This is a genomic window from Tahibacter caeni (assembly GCF_024609805.1).
In the GTDB taxonomy this organism is placed as follows: domain Bacteria; phylum Pseudomonadota; class Gammaproteobacteria; order Xanthomonadales; family Rhodanobacteraceae; genus Tahibacter; species Tahibacter caeni.
The window spans coordinates 1-26,439 of sequence record NZ_JANFVR010000034.1; the positions used below are offsets into that span (position 1 = coordinate 1).

Sequence of the window (26,439 nt, forward strand, 5' to 3'; positions counted from 1 at the left end):
AGCTAGGCGCCCGGCCGGAGCGCTGCGGGCCGGCCCGACACGGATCCGGTGGTGCCGGTGCCGGTGCCGATGACGGCACCGCACCGCCGGTCCATCGCCGCGCGGCCGGCCATTGAGCCGTCGCCGGCCGGCCCCATCTGCGACCGGATGTCGCGCCGCCGCGGCGGCGTCCGGCAAGCGCCGAGACGCTTGCGAGTACCGAGTCTTCCGAGGATTTCCGATGCGCACCAGCGAAAACGCCGTCCGTTCCCTGCCGGACATCGCCAACGAGGCCAAACCTCATGCCGCCGGTGCGCTGGAATGGGTCGGCATGGGCGAGATCGAAGTGCCGGTCAGCATCGGCACGGCCGACGGCCGCACCGTGCAGTCGGGCGCGCGGGTCACGGCCTACGTGAACCTCGCGCGGCCCGACGTCCGCGGCATTCACATGTCGCGACTGTATCTGCACGTGGACAAGTCGCTGTCCAACGAACCGCTGACGCCGTGCTCGCTGCGCCGGCTGCTCAAGGAATTCCTCGATTCGCACGCGGACTTGTCCGACCGCGCGATGATCCGCGTCGCGTTCGACCATCTCGTGCGCCGGCCTGCGCTGGTCAGCGAGAACAGCGGCTGGAAGGCCTATCCGATCGTACTGACCGGGCTCCTGGAGCGCGGCCAGTTCAGTCTCGAACTCGCCTGCGAAGTGGTCTATTCGAGCACCTGTCCGTGTTCCGCGGCGCTCGCACGGCAACTGATCCAGGAGCGCTTCGGCGAGGACTTCGCCCGCGGCCGGCCGCTCGACTACGACCAGGTCGTGTCCTGGCTCGGCAGCGAGCAGGGCATCTGCGCGACGCCGCACAGCCAGCGCAGCTCGGCCGAGGTGCGCGTCAAGCTCGCGCCGGGCTTCGAGCTGCCGGTCGTCGAGCTCATCGACCGCGTCGAGCATGCGCTGAAGACGCCGGTGCAGACGGCGGTGAAGCGCGTCGACGAGCAGGCCTTCGCCCGGCTCAACGGCGAGAACCTGATGTTCTGCGAGGACGCCGCGCGGCGCGTGCAGCAGGCGCTGGCGGCCGACGAACGCCTGGTCGACTTCTGGGTCCGCGCGTCGCACTACGAAAGCCTGCATCCGCACAACGCCGTCGCGATCGCGACCAAGGGCGTCGCCGGCGGCTACGGCGGCGGCATGGACAGCTTCGCGCCGTTGCGGCGCTGAAGCCCGCGGCGCGGCGCTGCCGCGCCGTTGCGTTCTCCCGACGCCGCGCCGCCGGAAGGCCAGGCCCGACTCCGTCCCGCCGCGCCGCACGCAGCGGCAGCTACCCCGCTGCCGGCCGGCCGATCGCGCGACCGCAAAGGCGCCGTTCCGGCCGGCGCCGTGACGCGCCGTCGATCATCGAACCGGTTACCCGACGCCGGCCATTGCCGGCGTTGCGCATTGGCGTTGCATGAATTGCGCGAAACGGCGTTCCGGCGGCCTGACGCCCGGACGCGGTCAGCTCCGAATACGGCCGATTACCGGTAATAGGAGTATTGCCGGAATCTCTGCTGCATAGCCGCATGCAAATTCGCGATGCGTCGCGTACAAGATCAGGGCCTGCGCATCCGTGGCTGCCACGCCATGCGGGCAACGCGATAGGGGGCCGTGGCGAGATTGGGGAATAACCGGTGTAGTTGACCAAACGCTGCCGCATCCGCCGTGCGCGGCTGCGTTGCAGTAATGCTCGGTGCGCGCAGCCGTTGCACTCAACGCGCATCCCGAGCAAACTACGTAGGCCTTCGTACAATTTCGCTTTGCGGATACTCGCGTTACGGGGGGGGCTTCGTTTTAGAGCTGCAACACGATCCGTACCACTCGTCTGGCACGGCGCGGGGATGCGTCTGTCTTTGGGTGAATTGGGGAGCGGTCCTGGATCGTCGATCCGCCGCAGAACACCTTTCGAGTAGGAGTATATAAATGTCACGTCGCCACAATGTTTTGTCCTGGGCGGTGCGTTGCGCACTGCTCGCCGGCGGTGCCGGTGCTGCCTCCATCGCGCCCGCCATTGCGTTCGCCCAGTCGCCCGCGCCGAAGGACGGCGAGGATGCCGCCCAGCTCGAACGCATCGAGGTCACCGGCTCGCGCATCCGCAAGGTCGACCTGGAAACCGCACAGCCGGTGCTCGTCATCGACCGCGCCGAGATCCAGCGGCAGGGCTTCCAGTCCGTCGCCGACATCCTGCAGAACGTGTCGTCGACCGGTTCGCCCGCGATCAGCCGCGCCGAGCCGCTGACTGCCGGCGAATCGCCGGGCGGTTCCTTCATCGACCTGCGCAACCTCGGCCCGCAGCGCACCCTGGTCCTCGTCAACGGCAAGCGCCTGGGCATCAACACCAACGGCCTGCAGGACGTCAGCACGATTCCGACCGCGATCATCCAGTCGGTCGAGATCCTGAAAGACGGCGCTTCGTCGGTCTACGGTTCCGACGCGATCGGCGGCGTGATCAACTTCATCACGCGCACCAATTTCGAAGGCATGGAAGCCAACGCCTATTGGGGCCAGTACAGCGAAGGCGACGGCGACATCCAGCGCTGGGACGCCACCCTCGGCTACAAGGGCGACCGGGGTTCGCTCGTCGCGGTTGCCGAGTACAGCGATGAAAAGGTCGTGCACGGTTCCGACCGCGATTTCTCGCGCTATCCGCGCGGACAGTACCACCCGTTCCTCGGCTGGACCACGGTCAGCCAGTGGGGCGTCCTGGTGCGGACGGCGGCCAACGGCGGCAACGTCGTGCTGAACCGCGGCGGCAATCCGTACGACATCACGAACTACCATCCGACCAACGGTACGGCGCCGGACGGCGACGTCAGCAACACCAACATGCAGACCGATCTGCGCACGCCGATCGAGACCAAGAACCTGTTCGTCTCGGGCGACTACCAGATCGCCGACTGGATCCGCTTCAAGGGCGACGTGATGTACAGCGACCGCGACGCCACGCGCACGGTCGCCGGCTATCCGTTCCAGAGCGCGGCGTTCCCCGGCACGACGATGTCGCGCGACAGCTACTACAACCCGCTGGGCAGTTTCCACAACCCCACGCCGGCCAATGCGACCGCCGTCAATTTCCAGCGCCGCACCTGGGAAATCCCGCGTGTTTCGGGCAGCAGCCTGCAGACGTTCCGTACCACGCTCGGCCTGGAAGGTTCGTTCGAACTGGCGGACCGCACGTTCGACTGGGACGTGAGCTATCTGTACACCCAGAACAAGCTGAACCAGTCCGCCTACGGCAACCTCAACACCTTGCGCGTCGCGCAGTCCGTCGGTCCGTCCTTTCTCAACGCGAACGGCCGCGTGCAGTGCGGCACGGCTGCCAACCCGATCGCGTTCTCGGCCTGCGTGCCGTGGAATCCGTTCCTGCCGTACGGCCGCACGGGCGACGGCGGCCTGACCAACAATCCGGAGCTGCAGAACTTCCTGTTCCAGGAAGAGCACAGCACCGGCAAGACCGAGACCAAGATCTATTCGGCCAACGTCACCGGCCCCATCGTGACGTTGCCGGCCGGCGACCTGTCGTTCGCCGCCGGCGCCGAACACCGCTCGGAATACGGCGAGTTCATTCCCGATGCGCTGGCGCAGACCGGCGCGTCGACCAACCTCGCGGCCGGTCCGACCAACGGAAGCTATGCAGTCGACGAACTCTACGCCGAACTGTTCGTGCCGATCCTGCGCGACGTCGCTTTCGCCAAGGACCTGAGCCTCAGCCTCGCTTCGCGTCATTCCGACTACGACACCTTCGGCAAGACGACGAACAACAAGATCGGGTTCACCTGGAAGCCGATCGACCAGCTGATGTTCCGCGGCACGCGTGCCGACGGCTTCCGCGCGCCGACCATCGCCGACCTGTACGGCGGCGGCTCGCAGACCTTCCCGTTCTATACCGATCCCTGCGACACGGTGTACGGCGCCTCGCGCACCAATCCGGCCGTCCGTGCGCGCTGCGCTCAGGACATCCAGAACGCCGACACCTACCGCCAGCTGCAGCAGGGTTTCGTGCCGACGACCGTGGCCAACGCGCAGTCGCCGGTCGCGTTCGTATCGGGTTCCAATCCGCTGCTCGTGCCGGAAGAGTCGCTGTCGAAGACCCTGGGCGTCGTGTGGAGTCCGGAGTTCTCCGAAGGCCTCAACATGAGCCTGGACTGGTGGAAGATCCGCATCGAGAAGACCGTCGTCTCGGATGATCCGACGACCAAGCTCAACGACTGCTATGTCAACATGATCGCGTCGCGCTGCAGCGGCTTCACGCGCGATGCGGAGCTCGGCTATGTCAACACGATGACCTTCGGCAATCGCAACGCCGGCTATGTCGAGACCGAAGGCTTCGATTTCGACCTGTCGTACAAGCTGCCGACCGACTGGGGCAATTTCGGCCTGGTCTGGCAGAACACGTACGTCAGCGATCTCGAATTCAAGTCGACCGACAACCCGACCGTGCGTCACAGCGAAGCCAATTCGTTCTCGGGCAGCGCGGGCATCAACTTCCGCCTGCGTTCGATCGCGACGTTGAGCTGGGACTACGGCGATTTCGGTGCGAGCTGGGGTGCGCGCTATTTCTCGAGCTCGAAGGAAACCTGCCTGAGCGCGGCGACGTTCCCGGACGAGTGCAGCGATCCGAACTACATCGCGGCGAATCCGGCCGACACGCGTCCGATCAACCGCGTCGGCGCAAACACGTTCCACGACCTGCAGGTCCGCTGGAACACGCCGTGGAAGGGGACGATCTCGCTCGGTGCGAACAACGTGTTCGACCACCAGGCGGCTCCGAACTATTCGAACCCTGCGTCGTCGAGCACGCCTTACTACGGCGCGTTCGATATCGGCCGGTTCTACTACGTCCGGTACCACCAGACCTTCTGATCGGGACGGGCTGGTGTTGCAAGTCGAGGCCCCGCGGGATGCGGGGCCTTTTTTTCGTGAGCTGCCGGTTCGATCGGCGGCGGCGTTGCCGCGGCCGCCCTTGGCGGGCGATGTGGATAGCTTCAGTTCGCCGCTGCGGGCGCGGTCGCGGCGGCGGTTCGTGCCGGCAGCAGCGCCGGGTCGAGCCGCACGTCGAACCAGTTGAAGCCCCAGTGGACGTGCGGGCCGCTCGCGCGGCCGGTCGCGCCGGCGGCGGCGAAGACCTGGCCCTGCGTCACGCGGTCGCCGACCTTCACGTCGATGCGGCTCAGGTGCAGGAACGAGCTGGTCAGGCCGTGGCCGTGATCGATCAGCACGGTGCCGCCGGTCAGGATCAGGTCCGGTGCGGCAAAGCTGACGACGCCGTCGGCCGGCGCCTTGACCGGCGTGCCCGTCGGCACGGCGATGTCGAGGCCGTAATGCGGCGCCTTCGGCACGCCGTTGTCGATGCGCTGGCTGCCGTAGACGCCGCTGATGCGGCCTTCGGCCGGACGCAGGAAGCCGGCGAGATAGTCGCTGCGGTCGTCGTCGCGTTCGCGCGCCTTCGCCACGCGGGCCTGTTCCTCGGCGATGCGCCTGGCAAGCTCCGGATCGGGCGTGACCGTGTGCGGCGGCAGGCCGTCGACGCGCTCGATCCTGTAGTCGCGCTGGACGACCTGCAAGGTGTGCTGCTCGGTCCTGCCGCCGCGGTGGCGGATGGTCACGGTCACCGTGGCCGGCGCGTCGCGTTCGATGCCGAACACGTAGCGGCCTTCCGCGTCGACGCGGGCCTCGCGATCGCCGATCTGTACGCGACTGCCGCGTTCGGTGCCGGCAACGACGAGCTGGCCCTGCTGCACGCGCTGCGGCAGCGCCGAGGCAGCGCCGAGGGTCGGCAGGAGCAGCAGGCACAGGGCAGGCAAGGTAGGGCGCGGCGCCGGGCGACGCATCATCGGTCGAATTCCAGGCGCAGGCCGCGCACCGTGTCGTCGATGTGCCGGCCGTCCCAGACGCGCTGGCCGTTGACCCAGGTCGCGGCGATGCTCGAGCGGAACGTGCGGCCTTCGAACGGCGACCAACCGCAGCGCGACAGCACTTCTTCGCGCGCGACGGTGTGCGGCCTGTGCGGGTCGACGAGCACGAGGTCCGCGAAATAGCCTTCGCGCAGGTAGCCGCGCTCCTTGACCTGGAACAATTCGGCCGGCGCATGGGTTAGGCTCTCGACGACGCGCTCCAGTGGAATCGTGCCCTCGAAGGCCTGTTCCAGCGCGCACTGCAGCGCGAACTGCACGAGCGGCAGGCCCGACGGCGCCTGCTCGTAGGGCAGGGCCTTCTCCGCCAGCGTGTGCGGGGCATGATCGGTCGCGAGCACGTCGATGCGGCCTTCGCGCAGCGCGGCGACTATGGCGACACGGTCGCTCTCGCTCTTGATCGCCGGGTTGCATTTGATCTGGTTGCCCAGGGTCGGGTAGTCGCGCTCGGAGAACTGCAGGAAATGCACGCAGGTCTCGGCCGTGATGCGCTTGCCGCGCAGCGGGCCCGGCGCGAACAGCGCGAGCTCGTCGGCCGTCGTCACGTGCAGGATGTGCAGGCGCGTGCCGTGGCGGCGCGCAAGCTCGACGGCCAGGGTCGAGGACTTCAGGCAGGCCTCGCGCGAACGGATGTACGGATGGCGTTCGACCGGAATCGCGTCGCCGTAGCGTTCGCGCTCCTTGGCCAGGTTGGCCTCTATCGTCGGCGTGTCTTCGCAATGCGTCACGACGATGGTCGGCGCATCGCGGAAGATCGCATCGAGCGTGGCGGGGTTGTCGACGAGCATGTTGCCGGTCGAGGCGCCCATGAAGATCTTGATGCCGCAGGCCGCGCGCGGATCGAGCGCGCGGATCACCTCGAGATTGTCGTTGGTCGCGCCGAGGTAGAACGCGTGATTGGCGACCGACTTCGCCGCGGCGCGCGCGTACTTGTCTTCGAGCGCCTCCAGGGTCGTCGTGGTCGGCTTGGAGTTCGGCATTTCCATGAAGCTCGTGATGCCGCCGGCGACGGCTGCGCGCGACTCGGTCGCGAAGTCGGCCTTGTGTTCGAGACCCGGCTCGCGGAAATGCACCTGGTCGTCGATCATGCCCGGCAGCAGCCACCGGCCGGCCGCGTCGACGACGGTCTCGTCGCTGCGCGCGGCGAGGTCGGACGCTATCGCCTCGATGCGGCCGCCGCGCAGGCGCACGTCGGCGACGCGCCGGCTTCCTTCATTGACCAGCTCGGCATTGCGGATCAGCCAGTTCTTCATCGGGGTTTCTCGTCGGAGGGATCCGCGCGTTGCGGCCGGAAGGTGAAGTGCAGCGGCACGTAGTCGAAGCCGCCCGCGCTCCAGGGATTGCAGCGCAGCAGCCGCCAGCCCGCGAGCAGGCTGCCGCGCAAGGCGCCGTGACGCGTGACGGCGATGCGCGCGTACTGCGAACAGCTCGGATGATAGCGACAGCGCTCGCCGAGCAACGGGCTCAGCAAACGCTTGTACAGGCCAAGCAAATAGAGTATTAGCCGTGACACGAAGGCGGAGGATGCAGTACTTGGCGTTGCGCGGGGGCGCAGATTTCCGGCGGTTGCCGGTGCTGGGGACTTAGGCTATAACACGCCGCCGCCTAGCCACAACGGTGAACGGAAATGGCGAAAAGCACGCGTAGTACGGCAAAGAAAGTCGTTGCCAAAGGCAAGGCCACCGCGAGCGCCAAGGCGGTGAAGAAAACGTCGAGTACGGTCAAGAAGACGCCTGCGAAGGCTGCAGCACCAGCGAAGAAAGCGAGCAAGCCGACAGCCAAGCCGGTGAAAACCGCAAAGCCGGTCGCCAAGGCCGTCAAGCCCGCGGCGAAAGCCGCCGCCAAACCCAAGTCCACGCCGGCGCCCAAGCCTGCTGCGAGGGTCGTGGCGAAGCCGGGCAAGGCGAGCAAGCCGCCCGTCGCGACGAGCAAGCCCAAGCCCGCTCCGGCGGCGGCGACTTCCGCGAAGGTGAAACAAGCAGCGCCTACGATGCCGGCGTCCGCCGCGAAACCGGCGGCTGCGCCGAAGGCGCCGCCGGCTCCGAAGGCGGCCGCGCCGGCGATCAGCGTCGCCGCACCGGTACAGACCGCGACACCAGCCCCCTCAAGCAAATCGACGAAGCAAGTGATAACTGAAGAAAGCAAGAAGAATTCGCGCAAAGGCGTCATCGCACCGACGGCTTCCGAAGCCGGCATCACGATGGAAGGCGGCCGCTACGCGCTTGCCGCGACGACCAACATCGATCTGCCGCCGGGTTACCGTCCGTCCGCGGACGAGGAATACATGAACCCGATGCATCTGGCGTTCTTCCGCAACAAGCTGCGCGAATGGCGCGACCAGCTCGTCGAGGAATCGAAGCAGACCATCGACAACCTGCGCGAGGAAGTCCGCGACATCGGCGACGAAGCCGAACGCGCGACGCGCGAGACCGAGAATTCGCTGGAGCTGCGCACGCGCGATCGCTACCGCAAGCTCATCGCGAAGATCGACAAGGCGCTCAAGCGCATCGAGGAAGGCCGCTACGGCTACTGCGAGGAAACCGACGAGGACATCGGCCTCGAACGCCTCGAAGCGCGCCCGATCGCGACCTTGTGCCTGGATGCCCAGGAGCGCTGGGAACACCGCCAGCGCCAGATGGGCGACTGAACTTCACGCCGAAGCCCCGCGTCAGCGGGGCTTCGGTTTTCTGCGTCCGTCGCAGATGCGGCCGATCCTCGGGCGACGGCTGCGCCGACGTGGCGCGCTCCCGCAGCATCCGTCGCACGGCGTTGCGCTTCGGCAGCCTCGGTGAGCTCAGTCTTCCAACGCGCTGCGCGCGTGCTGCTTGATCGTTTGCAGCATCGCGACCAGGCCGTTGGAGCGGGTCGGCGACAGGTGTTTGGCCAAGCCTATCGAATCGATGAAGCGCGGCTCGGTCGCGACGATGGCCTCGGCCGAGCGGCCGGAATACACGCGCAGCAGCAGGGCGATCAGGCCGGTCACGATGGACGAGTCGCTGGTCGCGGCGAATTCCAGCCGGCTCGCATCGCCGGAAGCGACCAGCCAGACTTGCGACTGGCAGCCGTGCACCTTGTGCACCTCGGTCTTCCATTCCTCGGGGAACGGCGCGAGCTTGCGGCCGAGATCGATCAGGTACTGATAGCGCTCGGTCCAGTCGCCGAAGAACGAGAATTCGTCGATGATCGCGTCCTGTGCCGCTTCGGCCGCGGCGGCCGAGGTGTCGCTCATGCGCCTACGCGCCAGCGCGTGCCCTGCGCGCCGTCCTCGATCGTGACGTTCATCGCTGCGAGCTCGCTGCGTATCGCGTCGGCGCGGGCGAAGTCGCGCGCCGCACGCGCCGCATTGCGTTCGGCGATCAGCGCGTCGATCCGCGCGGCGTCGACCTCGATGCCGGCCGCGGTCTGCTTGAACCAGGCTTCCGGATCCTGCTGCAGCAGGCCGATCAGTCCGGCCGCGGCGACGAAGCGCCCCTTCGCCGCTGCCGCATCGGCGCCGCCGAGGCTGCGCCGCGCCGCGTCGGCGAGTCCGGCCAGCGTCGCGAATGCGTCCGGCGTGTTGAGGTCGTCGAGCAGCGCGGCTTCGAACTCCGTCGGCACCGCTGCCTCGGCGGCCGGCACCGCAGCCAGATCGCGCAGTACGCCATACCAGCCGTCCAGGGTCGCGCGCGCCTGCTGCAGAGCCGACTCCGACCAGTCCAGCGGCTGGCGGTAATGCGCCTTCAGCAGCACGAAGCGCAGCACCTCGGGCGGGTAGAGGTCGAGCAGCTCGTGCAGCACGAGTGTGTTGCCGACCGACTTCGACATCTTGCGCCCTTCGAGCGTCAGCATGCCGTTGTGCAGCCAGTAGCGCGCGAAGATCCTGCCGCCGTGCGCGCAGGTGCTCTGCGCGATCTCGTTCTCGTGATGCGGAAACTGCAGGTCGACGCCGCCGGCGTGGATGTCGATCGTGTCGCCCAGATGCGCTTCGCTCATGGCCGAGCATTCGATGTGCCAGCCCGGACGGCCGCGGCCCCAGGGACTCTCCCAGCCGGGCAGGTCGTCGCCGGACGGCTTCCAGAGCACGAAGTCGGCCGGGTTCTTCTTGTACGGCGCGACCTCGACGCGGGCGCCGGCGATCATGTCCTCGACCGAGCGGCCCGACAGATGGCCGTAGTCGGGGTAGCTCGCGACGTCGAACAGCACGTGGTTCTCCGCCGCATAGGCATGGCCGCTCGCGATCAGCCGTTCGCACATCGCGATGATCTGCGGAATGTGCGTCGTCACGTGCGGCTCGACATCGGGCGGATCGACGCCGAGGCGGGCCATGTCCTCGCGATAGGCCGCCGCATAGCGTTCGGTGATGGCCTGGATCGGCAGGCCGTTCTGGCGCGCCGCGTCGTTGATCTTGTCGTCGACGTCGGTGATGTTGCGCGCGTAGACCACACCCGGGTAATGCCGGCGCAGCAGGCGCGCGAGCAGGGCGAAGACGACGGCCGGCCGCGCATTGCCGATGTGGACGTAGTTGTAGACGGTCGGACCGCAGGCATACAGGGTGACGCGGTTCGGGTCCTGCGGGACGAAGTCCTCGATGCGGCGGGTCAGGCTGTTATGAAGACGGAGATTCATGCATTGGCGCCTCGATGAACGGCAAAGTGTAGCAGGCGGCCGGCCGGCGACGACGCAGAGCCGGCGGCCGGGAATTTCGCGCGGCATCGGCCGCCGTCGCGCGGCGGACAGGTGGCATTTACGTCCGTCGCGCCGCCCGGCCGTTCAGATCCGCCACGAACCCGGCGGCTCGGCCGATTGCCTTATCGCCGATTCAGCCTGTTCCGGTTAAATTCTCATCAAGTCTATGGAGGAACGCGCCCGCCCTGGGTTACCGGCGGGTTACCAGTCCGCGTTTCGCCAGGTTTCCGGAGATGCGTAATGTCAGGTCGGGTTCTTCCGTGGTGTGCCGTTGTCTTGTCGTCGTTTCTTTCCGTCGCCCAGGCCCAGGGCGAACGCCGCGACCTCGCCGATGAAGGCGTGCACTTCGCCTGGGCCGACGTGGTCCGCGTCGATCCGATCTATACCTACGAACGCGTCAGCCGCCCCGAGCGGGAGTGCTACGACGCCGAAGTGACGCGCCGCGACGACCGTCGCGGCAACAACGCCGGTGCCACCGTGCTCGGCGCCATCATCGGCGGCGCACTCGGCAACCAGGTCGGCAAGGGCGACGGCCGCAAGGCCGCGACGATCGCCGGCGCCGTGGCCGGCGGCGCGATCGGCAACAGCGTCGGGCGCCGCGACGACGACACCTATGTCAGCAGCGAACGCCGCTGCCGCGAAGTCGACGGCGGCTACGAAGAGCGCCGCATCAACGGCTACGACGTCGAATACCGCTACCGCGGCGAAACCTACATGTCGCGGCTGAACTACGATCCGGGCGAGCGCATTCGCGTCCGCGTCTCGGTGACGCCGGCGGACTGAATACGGGCAGTTCCTTGACCGACAGCCCCGGCCAGACCGGGGCTTGCGCTGTCTGCGGCCGCCGCCTGTCCGCTGGCCGTATATGCCTAAGTATTGTTGCGCCGCGCAACACTTCCGTGCATGATCGCCGGGCCTTTTCGACCCTTCCCCGATGACCGCGAACTACTCCGACGCCGACATCCTGACCAGCGCCCGCATGGCCGCCGGCATGACTTCGCGCGCGCGTCGACCGTTCCCGACCATCACTGCCGGGTAGGTTGTCGCACAGCTTTCATCTGTATCGACGAAAAACCCGGCCCCAGAGCCGGGTTTTTTCTTGTTCGCAACGAACTCCCGGACACCAGGCCCACCGCCCACTCCGAGGATTTCGATGACCCTGCGCCATTTCCTTAACACGAACGACTGGTCCCGCGCCGAACTCGACGCGCTGCTGGAGCAGGCCGCGCGCTACAAGCAGAGCAAGCTCGGCCAGCAGATGGCCGGCAAGTCCATCGCGCTGCTGTTCTTCAATCCGTCGATGCGCACGCGCACGAGCTTCGAGCTCGGCGCGTTCCAACTCGGCGGCCATGCGGTCGTGCTCGAACCGGGCAAGGCCGCCTGGCCGATCGAATTCGAGCCCGGCGCGATCATGGAAGGCGACACCGAAGAGCACATCGCCGAAGTCGCGCGCGTGCTGTCGCGCTACGTCGACCTGATCGGCGTGCGCGCGTTCCCGAAGTTCCAGCAGTGGGAAGTCGACCGCGAGGACCGCGTGCTCAAGGCGTTCGCTCGCTACGCGACCGTGCCGGTCATCAACCTCGAGACGATCACCCATCCCTGCCAGGAGCTGGCCCACATCCTCGCGCTGCAGGAGCACTTCGGTTCTCTGCAGCGCAAGAAATACGTGCTGACCTGGACCTATCACCCCAAGCCGCTGAACACCGCGGTCGCGAATTCGGCGCTGCTGATCGCGACGCGCTTCGGCATGGACGTGACTCTGCTGTGCCCGACGCCGGATTACGTGCTCGATGCGCGCTACATGGAGCTCGCGCGGCGCAACGCCGCCGAGAGCGGCGGTTCGCTCGCCGTGAGCCACGACATCGAGGCGAGCTACCGCGGCGCCGATGTGGTCTACGCCAAGAGCTGGGGCGCGCTGCCGTTCTTCGGCAACTGGGAGCAGGAAAAGCCGATCCGCGAAGCGCACCGCCACTTCATCGTCGACGAGGCCAAGATGGCGATGACCAACAACGGCGTGTTCAGCCACTGCCTGCCGCTGCGCCGCAACGTCAAGGCCACCGATGCGGTCATGGACTCGCCGGCCTGCATCGCCGTCGACGAAGCCGAGAACCGCCTGCACGTGCAGAAGGCCGTCATGGCCGCGCTGCTGGCCCAGCCGCACTGATTTCCCGCCGCCGTTTCCGCCACTTTCTGGAATATTTCCCATGTCCGATACGAACAGCGCCGCCGCCAAGGACGTCGTCCTCGCGTTTTCCGGCGGCCTCGACACGAGCTTCTGCATTCCCTACCTGCGGGAACGCGGCTACGCAGTGCACACGGTGTTCGCCGACACCGGCGGCGTCGACGCCGAGGAGCGCGCCTACATCGAAGCGCGCGCGGCCGAGCTCGGCGCCGCGAGCCACGTGACCGTCGACGGCGGTCCGGCGATCTGGTCGGGCTTCGTCAAGCCCTTCGTCTGGGCCGGCGAGGGCTATCAGGGCCAGTATCCGCTGCTGGTGTCCGACCGTTACCTGATCGTCGAGGCGGCGCTGAAGCGATGCGCCGAGCTCGGCACGCGGCGCATCGCCCACGGCTGCACCGGCATGGGCAACGACCAGGTGCGCTTCGACCTCGCGGTCAAGGCGCTCGGCGACTACGAGATCCTCGCGCCGATCCGCGAGATCCAGCGCGAACACAAGGAAGTGCGCGCCTACGAGCAGCAGTACCTGGAGCAGCGCGGCTTCGCCGTGCGCGCCAAGCAGAAGAGCTACACGATCAACGAGAACCTGCTCGGCCTGACCATGTCCGGCGGCGAGATCGACCGCTGGGAAGCGCCCGGCGAGGGCGCGCGCGGCTGGTGCGCGCCGCGCGCCGAATGGCCGGCGCAGGCATTGCGTCTGCAGATTGCTTTCGAGCAGGGCGAGGCGGTGGCGCTCGACGGTGAGCGCATGGCGGGACACGCCATCCTCGCCCGGCTCAACGCCGCGCTGGCGCCTTACGGCGTCGGCCGCGGCATCTATACCGGCGACACGACCATCGGCCTCAAGGGCCGCATCATCTTCGAGGCGCCGGGGCTGGTCGCGCTGCTCGGTGCGCACCGCGCGCTCGAGGAAGCCGTGCTGTCGCGCCACCAGAACCGCTTCAAGCCCGAGGTCGCGCGGCGCTGGGTCGAGCTCGTCTACGAGGGCTTCTACCATGATCCGCTGAAGGCCGATCTCGAGGCCTTCCTCGCGTCGAGCCAGCGCTGCGTCAACGGCACGGTCACCCTGGAAACGGTCGGCGGCACCGTGCACGCGGTCGCGGTCAAGTCGCCGCACATCCTCAATGCCAAGGGTGCGACCTACGCGCAGTCGGCCGACTGGGGCGTGGCCGAAGCCGAGGGTTTCATCCGCCTCTACGGCATGAGCTCCACGCTCTGGGCCGAGGTCAACCGCCGGTGAGCGCCGATCCCTCGCTGCTGGCGCGCTGTCTCGACCACCTGCGCGCGCTGGTCGCCTACGACACGCAGAATCCGCCGCGCGCGATCGGCACCGGCGGCATCTTCGACTACTTGCAGGCGCAGCTGCCGGGCTTTCGCCATCGCGTGACCGACTACGGCGCCGGCGCGGTCAGCCTCTATTCGGTGCGCGGCACGCCGCGCTTCCTGATCAACGTGCACCTGGACACCGTGCCGGTCGCGCCGACCTGGACGCGCAATCCGTTCGAGCTGCTCGTCACCGACGACCGCGCGATCGGCATGGGCGCCTGCGACATAAAGGGCGCCGCGGCGGCCATGGTCGCCGCGGCCCAGGCCGCCGACGGCGACTGCGCGTTCCTGTTCTCCTCCGACGAGGAAGCCAACGACGCGCGCTGCATCGCCGGCTTCCTGGCCGAGAAGCACGCGTTCGACGCCGTGCTCGTGGCCGAGCCGACCAAGGCCGAGGCCGTGCTCGCGCATCGCGGCATCAGCTCGGTGCGCCTGCGCTTCGCCGGCCGTGCCGGACATGCCTCGGCGGCGAACGCCGCCGGCGACAGCGCCGTGCATCAGGCGCTGCGCTGGGGCGAGCGCGCGCTCGCGCACGCCGAGTCGCTCGCGCATCACCGCTTCGGCGGACTGACCGGACTGCGCTTCAACATCGGCCGCATCGAAGGCGGCATCAAGGCCAACGTCATCGCGCCGTCCTGCGAAGTGCGCTTCGGCTTCCGGCCGCTGCCGACCATGTCCACGGACGAACTGCTCGAAGCGTTCCGCACGGCCGGTCCCACGATGCCGGCGGAGTTCGAGGCCACCTTCTACGGCGCCTCGCTGCCGGCCGGCGACACAGCCGCGGCCGAGGCGCGGCGGCTCGCCGCGCGCGACGTCGCCGACGAGCTCGGTCTGGCCATCGGCAACGCCGTGGATTTCTGGACCGAGGCCGCGCTGTTCTCGGCGGCCGGCCATACCAGCCTCGTCTACGGCCCCGGCGACATCGCCCAGGCGCACAGCGCCGACGAATGGGTCGCACTCGATCAACTGCAGCAGGTCACCGAAAGCTACGTACGGATCATTACGCATGGCCGCCACTAAGGACGTTCGCCAAACCATCGTGCGCCTGCTGTCGAGCATGGCGAGCGCCAAGGAAATCCATCAGTACCTCAAACGCTTCTCGCAGCTCGACGCGAAACGCTTCGCCGTCGTCAAGGTCGGCGGCGCCGTGCTGCGCGACGATCTCGACGCGCTGACCTCCTCGCTCGCGTTCCTGCAGCAGGTCGGCCTGACGCCGATCGTCGTGCACGGCGCCGGCCCGCAGCTCGACGAACAGCTGGCCGCGGCCGGCATCGTCAAGCAGACCGTCGACGGTCTGCGCGTGACCTCGACCGAGGCGCTCGCGATCGTGCGCCGTGTGATGCAGAGCGAGAACCTGCGCCTCGTCGAGTCGCTGCAGACCCTGGACGTGCGCGCGACCTCGGTCGTCGGCGGCGTGTTCGAGTCGCGCTTTCTCGACCGCGAGCGCCTGGGCCTGGTCGGCGAAGTGGACAGCGTCAATCTCGCGCCGATCGAGGCGAGCCTCAACGCCGGCTCGATTCCGGTCATCGCGAGCCTCGGCGAGACCGCGAGCGGGCAGATCCTCAACATCAACGCCGATTTCGCCGCGAACGAACTCGTGCAGGTGCTGCAGCCGTACAAGATCATCTTCCTGACCGGCACCGGCGGCCTGCTCGACGGCGAGGGCAAGGTCATCGACTCGATCAACCTGTCGACCGAGTACGAGCACCTGATGGCGCAGCCGTGGATCAACGGCGGCATGCGCCTGAAGATCGAGCAGATCCGCGACCTGCTCGGCAACCTGCCGCTGGCCTCGTCGGTGTCGATTACGCGGCCGGCGGAACTGGCCAAGGAGCTGTTCACGCACAAGGGCTCGGGCACCCTGATCCGGCGCGGCGAGAAGGTGCTGCGCTTCGATTCCTGGGACGGCATGGACCTGCCGCGCCTGCGCGGGCTGATCGAGTCGAGCTTCGGTCGCCGCCTCGTCGACGACTATTTCGAGCGCACCGTGCCGTTCCGCGTCTACGTCAGCGAGAACTACCGCACGGCCGTGATCCTGACCGTCGCCGAAGGCCTGACCTACCTCGACAAGTTCGCCGTGCTCGACGAGGCCCAGGGCGAAGGCCTCGGGCGCGCGGTCTGGCAGGTCATGCGCGAGGAAAACCCGCGGCTGTTCTGGCGCTCGCGCCACGGCAATCTCGTGAATCCGTTCTACTACGCGGAATCCGACGGCTGCTACAAGCAGGAAAAATGGAAAGTGTTCTGGTACGGCTTCGGCGACTTCCCGACCATCGAGCGCTGCGTCGAGCATTGCCGCAGCCGCCCGGCGACCCTGCTGGGCTGAGGAGGACGGCGTGAAGAGAGTAGGCATCATCGGTGCGCGCGGGCATACCGGCGCGGAACTCATACGCCTGATCGCCGGACACGACGGTCTCGAGCTCGCGTTCGTGTCCTCGCGCGAGCTCGAAGGCCGCGCGGTTGCCGACCACGTGCCGGCCTATGCGGGCGGACTGCGCTACGGCAACCTCGATCCGGAAGCGACCGCGCGCGAGGACGTCGACGCCGTCGTGCTGGCGTTGCCGAACGGCAAGGCCGCGCCGTACGTCGAGGCGCTGACCGCGGCCGCGCCGCAACGCGTCATCGTCGACCTGTCGGCCGACTATCGCTTCGACCGGCAGTGGTACTACGGCCTGCCCGAGCTCACGCGCGGCGATTACGCCGGCCAGACGCGGATCAGCAACCCGGGCTGCTACGCGACCGCGATGCAGCTCGCGATCGCGCCGCTCGTCGAGGACCTCGCCGCGCCGCCGGCCTGCTTCGGCGTGTCGGGCTATTCCGGCGCCGGCACGACGCCGTCGGACAAGAACGACCCGGACAAACTGCGCGACAACCTGATGCCGTATTCGCTGACCGGGCACGTGCACGAGCGCGAGGTCAGCGAGCGGCTCGGTCTGCCGGTGGAATTCATGCCGCACGTCGCGCCGCATTTCCGTGGCATCACCCTGACCGCCAATCTCTGGCTGCGCCGGCCGGCCACCCGCGACGCACTGCTCGAACGTTATGCGCAGCGCTATGCCGGCGAGCCGCTCGTGCGTCTCGTCGACGAAGCACCGTGGGTCAGCCGCATCGCCGGCCGCCATCACTGCGAGATCGGCGCATTCGCGCTGGCGCCCGGCGGCAGGCGCGTCGTCGTCGTCGCGACCTTGGACAACCTGCTCAAGGGCGCCGCGACCCAGGCGCTGCAGAATCTCAATCTCGCGCTCGGCTTCGACGAGTTCAGCGCGATTCCCGCCGATGGAGAACACGCATGAGCGGCCTGCTCTGGCAGAAGGAAGGTGTGGAGGTCGATCCGCGCATCATGCGCTTCCTGGCCGGCGACGACGTGCTGCTCGACCGCGAGCTGTTCCTGCACGACGTGCAGGCGAGCAAGGCGCACGTCGAAGGCCTCGCGCGGATAGACCTGGTCGACGCGGCCGAATGCGCAGGCCTGCTGCGCGAGCTCGATCAGCTCGCGGCCGACTTCGCGGCAGGTCGCTTCGTGCTCGACGAGCGCTACGAGGACGGCCATTCGGCGATCGAGGCGCGGCTGACCGAACGGCTCGGCGACGCCGGCCGCAAGGTGCATACGGGACGCAGCCGCAACGACCAGGTGCTGGTCGCTTCGCGGTTGTGGCTCAAGGCGCAGCTCGGCGAGCTCATCGCGCATTGCACCGCCGCGGCGCGCGCGTGCCTCGATCGCGCGGCGGCCGAATCCTTGCCGATGCCGGGCTATACGCACCTGCAGCGCGCCGTGGTCTCGTCGACGGCGATGTGGTTCGCCGGCTTCGCCGAGGCTTTCATCGACGACGCGCGCCGCGCACGCGACACGCTCGCGCTGATCGACGCGAATCCGCTCGGCACGGCCGCCGGCTACGGCGTCAACCTGCCGCTGGACCGCGATTTCACGACGCAGCGTCTCGGTTTCGCGCGGCTGCAGGTGTCGCCGATCTACGCGCAGCTGTCGCGCGGCAAGTTCGAGCTCGCCGCGCTCGACGCGCTGGCCTCGGCGCTGCTCGACCTGCGCCGGCTGGCCTGGGACCTCAGCCTGTTCACGACCAGCGAATACGGTTTCGTCGCGCTGCCGGCGGCGTATACGACGGGCTCGTCGATCATGCCGAACAAGCGCAATCCCGACGTGATCGAGCTCATGCGCGCGAGCTATTCCGCCGTCGCCGCGGCGCGCTGCGAGGTCGAGCAGCTGCTGTCCCTGCCGTCGGGCTATCAGCGTGACCTGCAGTTCAGCAAGGGCTCGATCGTGCACGGCTTCGGCCGCGGCCTCGCCGCGCTCACGCTGCTGCCGGACCTGCTGCGCGCGTTCGTCTGGAATGCGCCCGCGCTGGCCGCGGCGATAGAGCCGGCCATGTACGCGACCGACGTCGCGATCGAGCAGGCCGCCGCCGGCGTGCCGTTCCGCGAGGCCTATCGCCGCGCGGCCGAAACCGCGGTCAGCGCCGGCGAAGGCCGCAGCCCCGAGGCCAGTCTCGCCGCGCGCGTGTCGCCGGGCGGCGCGGCCGATCTGCGTCTGGCCGAGCTCGAGGCGCGCTGGCGCGCGCTGGCCGTAGCCGCATGAACCGGCGCGCCCATGCCGAGCAGGCCTTGCCGCGCTGGCGCCGTGCCGTGCTCAAGGTCGGCAGCAGCCTGCTCGCCGCGAACGGCGGCGGACTCAGCACTCGCCATGCGCTGGGCCTCGCCGAGTTCATCGCGGCCAGCCATCGCGCGGGCCGCGAGATCGTGCTCGTGTCCTCGGGCGCGGTCGCGGCCGGCCGCTCGCTCGTGCGTGCACAGCCCGAAGCTGCGCACGGCCTGGCCGCGCGCCAGGCGCTCGCGGCGCTGGGCCAGACCACGGTGGTCGCGCTGTGGCAGCGCTTCTTCGACCGGCCCGTGGCCCAGGTGCTGCTGACCCACGACGATCTGCGCAACCGCCGGCGCTACCTCAATGCGCGCGCGACCCTGCGCGAGCTGCTGAGCCTCGGCGCGCTGCCCATCATCAACGAGAACGACACGGTCGCCGTCGACGAGCTCAAGCTCGGCGACAACGACAACCTCGCCGCGATCGTCGCGGCGCTCGTCGATGCGGATCTGCTGCTGATCGCGAGCGACATCGCCGGCCTGTATTCGGCCGATCCACGCAGCGATGCGGACGCGCGACCCATCGACGAAGTCGCCGCGGTGACGCCGGCGATCCTGGCCATGGCCGGCGGCGCCGGCACGTCCGCCGGCACCGGCGGCATGCGCACGAAGCTCGACGCGGCGGTCAAGGCCGCCGCGGCCGGCATAGCCACGGTGCTGTTCGACGGCACCGACGCGCAGGCGTTGCGCCTGCTCGCCGCCGATCGCCTGCGCGGCACGCATTTCCTGACCGGCGGGACGCGGCTGCAGGCGCGCAAATACTGGTTGCGGCATGCGCCGCTGGCCGGCGGCCGCATCCACGTCGACGCCGGCGCCGCGCGGGCGCTGCTCAGCGGCGGCGCCTCGCTGCTGCCGGGCGGCATCACCGGCGTCAGCGGCGATTTCGCGCGCGGCGACATGGTCGAGATCGAAACCTCGCGCGACGGCGGCGCGGCGATCGTCGCGCGCGGCATCAGCCAGTACGCCGCCGGCGAAGTGCGCCGCATCGCCGGACGCAAGTCGGCCGAGATCGAGTCCGTGCTCGGCTACAGCTACGGCGAGACCGTGGTTCACCGCGACGATCTCGTCGCCACCAGCGGAGTCGACGCATGAGCGCCACGGTACGGGAACAGGCGCTGGCCTGCCGTGCGGCCGCGCAGGCCGTCGCCGAGCTCGACACGGCGGCGCGGCGCCGTCTGCTCGACGGCATGGCCGACGCGCTGGCGGCCGAGTCGGCCCTGATCCTCGCCGCGAACGCGCAGGACGTGGCCGCGGCCGCGGCGCGCGGCGTTGCGCCGGCTATGCTCGACCGGCTGCGTCTGGACGAGGCCCGCGTCACGGCGATGGTCGCCGGCGTGCGCCACGTCGCCGGCCTGCCGGATCCGGTCGGCCAGGTCACGCGGCGCGAGCAGCGCGGCGACGGCCTCGTCATCGAGCGCGTGCGCGTGCCGCTCGGCGTCGTCGCGATGATCTACGAGGCGCGTCCGAACGTGACGGCCGACGCGGCCGCGCTCTGCGTCAAGGCCGGCAACGGCGTGATCCTGCGCGGCGGCTCCGAGGCGCAGCAGTCCAATCGCGCGATCGCCGCGGCGCTGGCCCGGGCGCTGGCCGCCGGCGGCATCGATCCGGCGGCCGTCGCCGTGCTCGAGGACCCGCGCCGCGAGAGCATGATCGAGCTGCTGCAGCTGAGCGATGTCGTCGATCTCGCGATTCCGCGCGGCGGCGAAGGGCTGATCCGCTTCGTCGCCGAGCACGCGCGCGTGCCGGTCATCAAGCACTACAAGGGCGTCTGCCACCTCTACGTCGACGCGAGCGCGGAGGACGCGCTCGCGCTGGGCCTGCTGATCGACGGCAAGACCACGCGGCCGGCGGTCTGCAACGCGCTGGAGACCCTGCTCGTGCATGCGGACATCGCGCCGCGCTGGCTGCCGCAGGCCGCCGCGGCCCTGCAGGTGCGCGGCGTCGAGCTGCGCGGCTGCGAACGCGCGCGGGCGCTGGTCCCGGAGATGGATCCCGCGAGCGACGCTGACTATGCGGCCGAATTCCTCGATCTGATCCTCGCTGTGCGCGTCGTCGACGATCTCGAGGAGGCGATCGCGCACATCCGCCGCTACGGCTCCGACCATACCGAAGTCATCGCGACGCGCGACGAGGTTCGTGCCGAGCGCTTCATCCGGGCGCTGCGCAGCGCCGTGGTCATGGTCAACGCGTCCTCGCGTTTCAGCGACGGCGGCGAGCTCGGCCTCGGCGCCGAGATCGGCATCTCCACGACGCGCCTGCACGCCTACGGCCCGATGGGCGCCGAGTCGCTGACGATCGAGCGCTACGTCGTGCGCGGCAGCGGGCAGGTCAGGCATCCGCCGTCGCGCTGAGGCGCGTTTCACGTTCCCGCCGCGCCGGACTTCCTCTTCCTCGAGCTCGCTCGGGGAGAGGGGCGGAGTGATGGGGAGAACATGACGCGGCGATATCGCAGGGCTTTGGCGGTTCCCCGCGGATCTCCGGCGAGCCTGGGTTCCGGGAGAGATCCAGGGCCGTGGCTCACCGAGGTTTCCACTCTTGCGCAGCCATCTCTCCGACGTCGAGGGAGAAGGTCACGAGCAGAGCCGGCCGCACGCAGCAGCCTCTGCGCCGAAACGTGCGGACCGTGCCATCAGTTGGGGCAAATTCCTGCAACCGAAGCGGCCCTCCGATCATCCAAATCGGGCAAGTGCAGCAACCCCCTGGAGTACGCGCCATGACCGCTTATCGTCTGATGTCTTCTTCCACGCTGCCGCCGAAGTTCGCCATTGCTTGCGCCGTCGCGATGGGATTCGCGGTAATCAGTCTTTTCTCGGGCACGGATCGCGTGGCCCTGCCGCAGGCCGCGCCGTCGCGCGACGACGTCGTGGTCCTGCCGACCATTCTCGTCGTGCCGACCGCGGCCGATCGCGCGGCCGCCGCAGCGCTCGACGTCGCGGCCCATGCCGTGATCGGTTCCGTCGACGGCGTCTGAACCCGCGCTCGCGCTTTCAGGGCGCGATGCGCTGCACGCCGTCGGCGAAGATCCGGTCGATCGCGACCGGATCCCAGTACGTGCCGCTCATGACCAGCAGCGACAGCAGCGCTACGCTGTCCTCGTAATAGCCTTCCTGGCGCGTTCGCACGCTGTCGTAGATAGCGTTGAGCCAGCTCTGCTGGCCCGGCGAGGTCATCGCCGCGACGCCTAGCGGCGCCGCGAAGAAACTCGTGAAGTAGCTGGTCGTGATCGGCGTGCCGTCGAGCAGATAGCCGGGCCGTATGTTGGTCGCGACGCCGCCGGCGGCGACCGCCGACCACAGCGCGATGCGCCGCGCCTGGCGCGCGCTGTCGGCGTCCGCATGCAGCAGCGCCTGCGTGGCCAGGCGCCAGGGCACGCGGCCGGCGTTGTAGTCGTAATGGCCGTCGTGCGGGCCTTCGAGGAAATTCGCCGGCGCGGGCTTGAGCTGGGTCGAGGCGGCGCTTTCGCGCACGCTGAAATCCGGCAGCAGGCCCGTGGCCGGCGCATACGTGGTCTGCAGATGCTCGACCGCCGCATGCATCGCCGCGATGGACTGGCGCCAGACCGGCGCGCCGCTCGCGACGGCGAAATTCAGCGCATGCGCCGGCATGAAGTCCGACGGGCGCACGCTGTACTGGTTGTAGGTCGCGCCGTCCGGCGCGACCCAGTCGCCGAGCAGCGGTAGCGCCGAAGCCGGCCCGAGCACCGAGGCAGACTGGCCGGCGATGACCTCGAGCGCCCGGGCGCGGAAATCCACCGGCGTGCCGGCCGGCCATTGCGCCGCGGCGATCAGCAGGCCGAGCGCGATGTCGTTGTCGCCGTCGAACGCGCTGTCGTTGCCTTCCTGCACCTGGCCGGCGGCGCTGATGTTCCAGCTCATCAGGCGCGCGTCGATGCCGCTCGGATGCAGGTCCGCGTAACGCCAGAGGCCGGCGGCGATGGCCGCGGCATCGGGTTCGTGGCCGGCCATCAGCGCGACGACGACCAGGCCGTAGCCCTGGCCTTCGGAGACGGTGTTGCCGGCGCCGTCGGTGTCGCAGAGCACGCGGTACAGCGCGTTGCCGCTGCCGTCCGTGCCGGCGCTGCGCAGATAGGCGCTCTTCCAGCGTGCGTACGCGTCGCGCACGTCCTGGTCGAGCTGAGCCTGCGTGCGATGGTTCGGCCGGAGGCTGCCGAACGCATAGTTCACATGCTGCGGAAAGGGAAAAACAGGCGTCTGCGCGGCCGCGGCAGCGGCGAGGCCGGACAGGGCGAAGCAGAGCAGGGCGCGCATGACGGACCTCCTGCGGCGATGCCGGACCGGATCGGCCGTGTCGCATCGCACAACACCTTCCGGCGCCGGTCGCTCGATTCCGTCACGCCGCCGCAGGGCCGCGCGGCCGGCGATTCATCCGGCTCACCGCAGCCGCGGCGTCACGCGTCACGCAGCACGAGCAGACGCAGCTCGGTCATGTCCTCGATCGCATAGCGTACGCCTTCGCGGCCGAGGCCCGAATCCTTGACGCCGCCGTAAGGCATGTTGTCGACGCGGAAGCTCGGCACGTCGCCGACGACGACGCCGCCGACCTCGAGCTCGTCCCAGGCGCGCATCGTCTTGCGCAGGTCGAACGTGAACAGCCCGGCCTGCAGGCCGAACTCGCTGCGGTTGACCTCGGCCAGCGCCGCGTCGAAATCGGTCCAGCGCTGCAGCAGCACGACCGGCCCGAACGCCTCCTGGCACGAGACGGGCTGGCGCGGATCGACGCCTTCGAGCACGGCCGGCCGCAGCATCGCGCCATCGAGCTCGCCGCCGCAGAGCAGGCTTGCGCCGGCTGCGACGGCCTGGTCGATCCAGCCCTTGAGGCGCTGCGCTTCCTTGACGTCGATCATCGGCCCGATGAACGTGTCCTCGCTGCGCGGGTCGCCGCAGCGGAGCGATTTCACCCGGGTCACGAGGCGTTCGCGCAGCGTGTCGTAGATCGAATCGTGGGCGAGGATGCGCTGCACGCTGATGCAACTCTGGCCCGACTGGTAGAACGCGCCGAACACGAGCCGCTCGATGACGAAGTCGAGCCGCCCGGTCTGGTCCGCATCGACGATGCAGGCCGCGTTGCCGCCGAGCTCGAGCACGACCTTCTTCTTGCCGGCGCGCGCCTTGAGATCCCAGCCCACGGCCGGCGAACCCGTGAACGACAGCAGCTTGAAGCGCTCGTCGGTCGTGAACAGGTCGGCGCCGTCGCGGTGCGCCGGCAGGATCGAGAACGCGCCGGCCGGCAGGTCGGTCTCGGCCAGCACCTCGCCGATGATCAGCGCGCCGATCGGCGTGCGGCTGGCCGGCTTGAGCACGAACGGACAGCCCGCCGCGATGGCCGGCGCGACCTTGTGCGCGGCGAGGTTCAGCGGAAAGTTGAACGGCGAGATGAACGAGCACGGACCTATCGGCACGCGCTTGGAAAAGCCGCGATAGCCGCGCGCGCGCGCCGAGATCTCGAGGTTCAACACGTCCCCGGCTATGCGCAGGGCTTCCTCGGCCGCGACCTTGAACGTGTCGATCAGCCGCGACACCTCGCCGCGCGAGTCCTTGATCGGCTTGCCGGCCTCGATGCACAGCGCGACGGCCATTTCCTCGGCGCGCTCGCGAAACCGCGCGATGCAATGCTCCAGCACGGCCTGGCGCTGGTACGGCGCGAAGCGGCGCAGCGGTTCCTGCGCGGCGACGGCCGCCGCGATCGCCGCGTCGATCGCGTTCGCGTCGGCGAGCGCGACGCGCGTGGCGACCTTGCCGCTGAACTTGTCGGTGACCTCGAGATCGGTATTGGCCGCGACCGGCCGGTTGGCGAGGTAGTAGGGATAGCTTTCGGCGAGCACGGTGTTCTCCTGGCAGTCCTGGCCTATGTACGGCGTCGCTTTCGCGCGCGGCGTCAGATCGCGCGGCTGAGCTCGCGGATCTCGTGATTGAGCACGCGGTCGTTGTCGGAATAGTCGATCGGCACGTCGATCAGGTGCATGCCCGGCGTGTCGAGGCAGTGCGCGAGCAGCGGCGCGAACTCGGCCGTGCTGCCGGGACGATGGCCCTGCGCGCCGTAGGCCTGCGCGTAGCGCACGAAATCCGGATTGCCCATGTCCATGCCGAAATTCGGGAACTGCATGTGCGCCTGCTTCCACTTGATCATGCCGTAGGCGTCGTCGCGCAGCAGCAGCACGGTCAGATCCAGGCCCAGACGCACCGCGGTCTCGAGTTCCTGCGAATTCATCAGGAAGCCGCCGTCGCCGGCGACCGCGACGACCTTGCGCTGCGGATGCACGATCTTGGCCGCGATCGCCGACGGCAGGCCGGCGCCCATCGTCGCGAGCGCGTTGTCGAGCAGCAGGGTGTTCGGCTGGCGCGAGCGGTAGTAGCGCGCGAACCAGAGCTTGTACATGCCGTTGTCGAGACAGAGTATGCCGTTGTCGGGCATGCACGCGCGCACGTCGGCGACCAGGCGCACCGGATGGATCGGGAAGCGCGCATCGTCGGCGCCGCGCGCGAGATGCGCCTCGAGATGGCGGCGCACCGTGTCGAACCAGGCGAAGTCCCAGTGCGGCTGCGGCGCCACCGACTGCTTGAGCTGCCAGACCGTGTTGGCCACGTCGCCGACGACCTCGATCTGCGGGAAGTAGACCGTGTCGACCTCGGCGCTGCAGAAGTTGACGTGGATGACCGTGCGCAGGCCGCGGCGCATGAAGAACGGCGGCTTCTCGATGACGTCGTGGCCGCAGTTGACGATGCAGTCGGCCTGTTCGATCGCGCGGTGCACGAAGTCGCCGTCGCTGAGCGCGGCGTTGCCGAGCCACAGCGGGTGGTGCTCGTCGATGACGCCCTTGCCCATCTGCGTCGTGAAGAACGGGATGCCGGTGTGGTCGACGAACTCGCGCAGCATCTTGGAGCAGGTCTTGCGGTTCGCGCCGGCGCCGATCATCAGCAGCGGCCGTTTGGCCTCGCGTATCGCCGCGGCCGCGTGCGCGATGGCCTTGTCGTCGGCGATCGGGCGGCGGTGATAGCTCGCCGGCAGCAGGATCGCGTCGGTCTCGTCGCGCGCGATGTCCTCGGGCAGCTCCAGGTGCGCCGCGCCGGGCCTTTCCTCCTCGGCGCGGCGGAAGCTCTCGCGCACGCGCGCCGGGATGTTGTCCGCCGAGACGATCTGCCGCGTGTACTTGGTCAGCGGCTTCATCATGTCGACCACGTCGACGATCTGGAAATGTCCCTGTTTGGACAGTTTCACCGGTTTCTGCCCGGTCAGCATCAGCATCGGCATGCCGCCGAGCTGGGCGTAGGCGGCCGGCGTCACGAAGTTCGTCGCGCCGGGACCCAGGGTCGCGAGGCAGACGCCCGCGCGTCCGGTCAGGCGGCCGTAGGTCGCCGCCATGAAACCGGCGGCCTGCTCGTGGCGCGTGAGGATCAGCCGTATCGAGGACGTGCGCAGCGATTCGAGCAGATCGAGGTTTTCTTCGCCGGGAATGCCGAAGACGTATTCGACGCCTTCGGCTTCGAGCGCCTTGACGAACAGGTCGGATGCTTTCATGGCCGCTCCTGCGTTGACCGGCCGATTCTCGGCAGCGTGGCGCGGGCGGTCAATGACCGCGGCGGAACCGCGTCCGGCGGCGGGCTATTCGACGCGCAGCCGCAGTTCGCCGTCGGCCAGCCGCGCGCGCAGCAGGCTGCCGCGCGCCGTGTCGGCCGGGTTGCGGA

The 26,439-nt window shown here is 68.8% G+C and carries 21 protein-coding genes; 13 read left to right on the top strand and 8 right to left on the bottom strand.

What is annotated here, in order from left to right:
* Nucleotides 1-220: 220 nt before the first annotated feature.
* Nucleotides 221-1,192: a GTP cyclohydrolase FolE2 gene (gene folE2, locus NON22_RS05190; RefSeq protein ID WP_257385864.1), complete on the top strand. Its 972-nt coding sequence runs from the start codon at nt 221-223 to the stop codon at nt 1,190-1,192.
* 738 nt (nt 1,193-1,930) lie between these two features.
* Nucleotides 1,931-4,870, top strand: a complete 2,940-nt coding sequence (locus tag NON22_RS05195) for a TonB-dependent receptor domain-containing protein (RefSeq protein ID WP_257385865.1) — start codon at nt 1,931-1,933, stop codon at nt 4,868-4,870.
* A gap of 122 nt (nt 4,871-4,992) precedes the next feature.
* On the opposite strand, the gene NON22_RS05200 is transcribed toward NON22_RS05195, so the two are convergent.
* The 3 genes from NON22_RS05200 to yidD are packed head-to-tail and all read right to left on the bottom strand — an operon-like array spanning nt 4,993 to nt 7,432.
* Complete coding sequence (locus NON22_RS05200) at nt 4,993-5,838, bottom strand: M23 family metallopeptidase (RefSeq protein WP_425507954.1); 846 nt, start codon at nt 5,836-5,838, stop codon at nt 4,993-4,995.
* Nucleotides 5,838-7,172 carry a dihydroorotase gene (locus NON22_RS05205; protein WP_257385866.1) on the bottom strand — a complete coding sequence of 445 codons (1,335 nt, stop codon included), beginning with the start codon at nt 7,170-7,172 and terminating at the stop codon, nt 5,838-5,840. The genes NON22_RS05200 and NON22_RS05205 overlap by 1 nt, the downstream gene beginning before the upstream one ends.
* Nucleotides 7,169-7,432, bottom strand: coding sequence for a membrane protein insertion efficiency factor YidD (gene yidD / locus NON22_RS05210; RefSeq protein WP_257385867.1), 264 nt, complete (start codon nt 7,430-7,432; stop codon nt 7,169-7,171). The genes NON22_RS05205 and yidD overlap by 4 nt, the downstream gene beginning before the upstream one ends.
* A 114-nt stretch (nt 7,433-7,546) precedes the next feature.
* On the opposite strand from yidD, the gene dksA reads away from it, so the two are divergent.
* Nucleotides 7,547-8,566, top strand: a complete 1,020-nt coding sequence (dksA, locus tag NON22_RS24945) for an RNA polymerase-binding protein DksA (RefSeq protein ID WP_425507953.1) — start codon at nt 7,547-7,549, stop codon at nt 8,564-8,566.
* Nucleotides 8,567-8,713: 147 nt separating this feature from the next.
* On the opposite strand, the gene NON22_RS05225 is transcribed toward dksA, so the two are convergent.
* The gene (locus NON22_RS05225) at nt 8,714-9,148 is read right to left on the bottom strand and encodes a SufE family protein (RefSeq protein ID WP_257385870.1); all 435 of its coding nucleotides are present in this window, start codon (nt 9,146-9,148) and stop codon (nt 8,714-8,716) included.
* Nucleotides 9,145-10,524 carry a cysteine--tRNA ligase gene (cysS, locus tag NON22_RS05230; protein ID WP_257385871.1) on the bottom strand — a complete coding sequence of 460 codons (1,380 nt, stop codon included), beginning with the start codon at nt 10,522-10,524 and terminating at the stop codon, nt 9,145-9,147. The genes NON22_RS05225 and cysS overlap by 4 nt, the downstream gene beginning before the upstream one ends.
* Before the next feature lie 336 nt (nt 10,525-10,860).
* Between cysS and NON22_RS05235 the strand changes: the two genes are divergently transcribed.
* The 10 genes from NON22_RS05235 (at nt 10,861) to NON22_RS05280 (ending at nt 21,707) form a co-directional block, all read left to right on the top strand.
* Nucleotides 10,861-11,367: a glycine zipper 2TM domain-containing protein gene (locus NON22_RS05235; RefSeq protein WP_257385872.1), complete on the top strand. Its 507-nt coding sequence runs from the start codon at nt 10,861-10,863 to the stop codon at nt 11,365-11,367.
* 370 nt (nt 11,368-11,737) lie between these two features.
* Nucleotides 11,738-12,748, top strand: a complete 1,011-nt coding sequence (locus NON22_RS05240; protein WP_257385873.1) for an N-acetylornithine carbamoyltransferase — start codon at nt 11,738-11,740, stop codon at nt 12,746-12,748.
* 40 nt (nt 12,749-12,788) lie between these two features.
* Complete coding sequence (locus tag NON22_RS05245; RefSeq protein ID WP_257385874.1) at nt 12,789-14,003, top strand: argininosuccinate synthase; 1,215 nt, start codon at nt 12,789-12,791, stop codon at nt 14,001-14,003.
* 14 nt (nt 14,004-14,017) lie between these two features.
* The gene (locus NON22_RS05250) at nt 14,018-15,109 is read left to right on the top strand and encodes an acetylornithine deacetylase (protein ID WP_257385884.1); all 1,092 of its coding nucleotides are present in this window, start codon (nt 14,018-14,020) and stop codon (nt 15,107-15,109) included.
* Nucleotides 15,096-16,412, top strand: coding sequence for an acetylglutamate kinase (locus NON22_RS05255; protein ID WP_257385875.1), 1,317 nt, complete (start codon nt 15,096-15,098; stop codon nt 16,410-16,412). The genes NON22_RS05250 and NON22_RS05255 overlap by 14 nt, the downstream gene beginning before the upstream one ends.
* 10 nt (nt 16,413-16,422) lie before the next feature.
* The gene (gene argC / locus NON22_RS05260; RefSeq protein WP_257385876.1) at nt 16,423-17,379 is read left to right on the top strand and encodes an N-acetyl-gamma-glutamyl-phosphate reductase; all 957 of its coding nucleotides are present in this window, start codon (nt 16,423-16,425) and stop codon (nt 17,377-17,379) included.
* Nucleotides 17,376-18,677: an argininosuccinate lyase gene (locus tag NON22_RS05265; protein ID WP_257385877.1), complete on the top strand. Its 1,302-nt coding sequence runs from the start codon at nt 17,376-17,378 to the stop codon at nt 18,675-18,677. The genes argC and NON22_RS05265 overlap by 4 nt, the downstream gene beginning before the upstream one ends.
* Nucleotides 18,674-19,828, top strand: coding sequence for a glutamate 5-kinase (gene proB / locus NON22_RS05270; RefSeq protein ID WP_257385878.1), 1,155 nt, complete (start codon nt 18,674-18,676; stop codon nt 19,826-19,828). Before NON22_RS05265 ends, proB begins: the two co-directional genes overlap by 4 nt.
* Nucleotides 19,825-21,087, top strand: coding sequence for a glutamate-5-semialdehyde dehydrogenase (locus tag NON22_RS05275; RefSeq protein ID WP_257385879.1), 1,263 nt, complete (start codon nt 19,825-19,827; stop codon nt 21,085-21,087). The genes proB and NON22_RS05275 overlap by 4 nt, the downstream gene beginning before the upstream one ends.
* Before the next feature lie 335 nt (nt 21,088-21,422).
* Complete coding sequence (locus tag NON22_RS05280) at nt 21,423-21,707, top strand: hypothetical protein (RefSeq protein WP_257385880.1); 285 nt, start codon at nt 21,423-21,425, stop codon at nt 21,705-21,707.
* A gap of 16 nt (nt 21,708-21,723) precedes the next feature.
* Here the strand turns inward: NON22_RS05280 and NON22_RS05285 are convergent, their stop codons facing one another.
* The 3 genes from NON22_RS05285 to NON22_RS05295 form a co-directional block, all read right to left on the bottom strand.
* Nucleotides 21,724-23,004: a glycosyl hydrolase family 8 gene (locus NON22_RS05285; RefSeq protein WP_257385881.1), complete on the bottom strand. Its 1,281-nt coding sequence runs from the start codon at nt 23,002-23,004 to the stop codon at nt 21,724-21,726.
* A 140-nt stretch (nt 23,005-23,144) separates the two neighbouring features.
* Complete coding sequence (locus tag NON22_RS05290; protein WP_257385882.1) at nt 23,145-24,578, bottom strand: aldehyde dehydrogenase family protein; 1,434 nt, start codon at nt 24,576-24,578, stop codon at nt 23,145-23,147.
* 53 nt (nt 24,579-24,631) lie between these two features.
* Nucleotides 24,632-26,272, bottom strand: coding sequence for an acetolactate synthase large subunit (locus NON22_RS05295; protein WP_257385883.1), 1,641 nt, complete (start codon nt 26,270-26,272; stop codon nt 24,632-24,634).
* Between the last annotated feature and the right edge of the window lie 167 nt (nt 26,273-26,439).

What these genes read in the sequence shown, in the direction of transcription:
- folE2 (WP_257385864.1), top strand. Translation starts at nt 221, where the DNA reads ATGCGCACCAGCGAAAACGCCGTCCGTTCCCTGCCGGACATCGCCAAC.
- NON22_RS05195 (WP_257385865.1), top strand. Translation starts at nt 1,931, where the DNA reads ATGTCACGTCGCCACAATGTTTTGTCCTGGGCGGTGCGTTGCGCACTG.
- NON22_RS05200 (WP_425507954.1), bottom strand. Translation starts at nt 5,838, where the DNA reads ATGCGTCGCCCGGCGCCGCGCCCTACCTTGCCTGCCCTGTGCCTGCTG.
- NON22_RS05205 (WP_257385866.1), bottom strand. Translation starts at nt 7,172, where the DNA reads ATGAAGAACTGGCTGATCCGCAATGCCGAGCTGGTCAATGAAGGAAGC.
- dksA (WP_425507953.1), top strand. Translation starts at nt 7,547, where the DNA reads ATGGCGAAAAGCACGCGTAGTACGGCAAAGAAAGTCGTTGCCAAAGGC.
- NON22_RS05225 (WP_257385870.1), bottom strand. Translation starts at nt 9,148, where the DNA reads ATGAGCGACACCTCGGCCGCCGCGGCCGAAGCGGCACAGGACGCGATC.
- cysS (WP_257385871.1), bottom strand. Translation starts at nt 10,524, where the DNA reads ATGAATCTCCGTCTTCATAACAGCCTGACCCGCCGCATCGAGGACTTC.
- NON22_RS05240 (WP_257385873.1), top strand. Translation starts at nt 11,738, where the DNA reads ATGACCCTGCGCCATTTCCTTAACACGAACGACTGGTCCCGCGCCGAA.
- NON22_RS05245 (WP_257385874.1), top strand. Translation starts at nt 12,789, where the DNA reads ATGTCCGATACGAACAGCGCCGCCGCCAAGGACGTCGTCCTCGCGTTT.
- NON22_RS05255 (WP_257385875.1), top strand. Translation starts at nt 15,096, where the DNA reads ATGGCCGCCACTAAGGACGTTCGCCAAACCATCGTGCGCCTGCTGTCG.
- NON22_RS05265 (WP_257385877.1), top strand. Translation starts at nt 17,376, where the DNA reads ATGAGCGGCCTGCTCTGGCAGAAGGAAGGTGTGGAGGTCGATCCGCGC.
- proB (WP_257385878.1), top strand. Translation starts at nt 18,674, where the DNA reads ATGAACCGGCGCGCCCATGCCGAGCAGGCCTTGCCGCGCTGGCGCCGT.
- NON22_RS05275 (WP_257385879.1), top strand. Translation starts at nt 19,825, where the DNA reads ATGAGCGCCACGGTACGGGAACAGGCGCTGGCCTGCCGTGCGGCCGCG.
- NON22_RS05285 (WP_257385881.1), bottom strand. Translation starts at nt 23,004, where the DNA reads ATGCGCGCCCTGCTCTGCTTCGCCCTGTCCGGCCTCGCCGCTGCCGCG.
- NON22_RS05295 (WP_257385883.1), bottom strand. Translation starts at nt 26,272, where the DNA reads ATGAAAGCATCCGACCTGTTCGTCAAGGCGCTCGAAGCCGAAGGCGTC.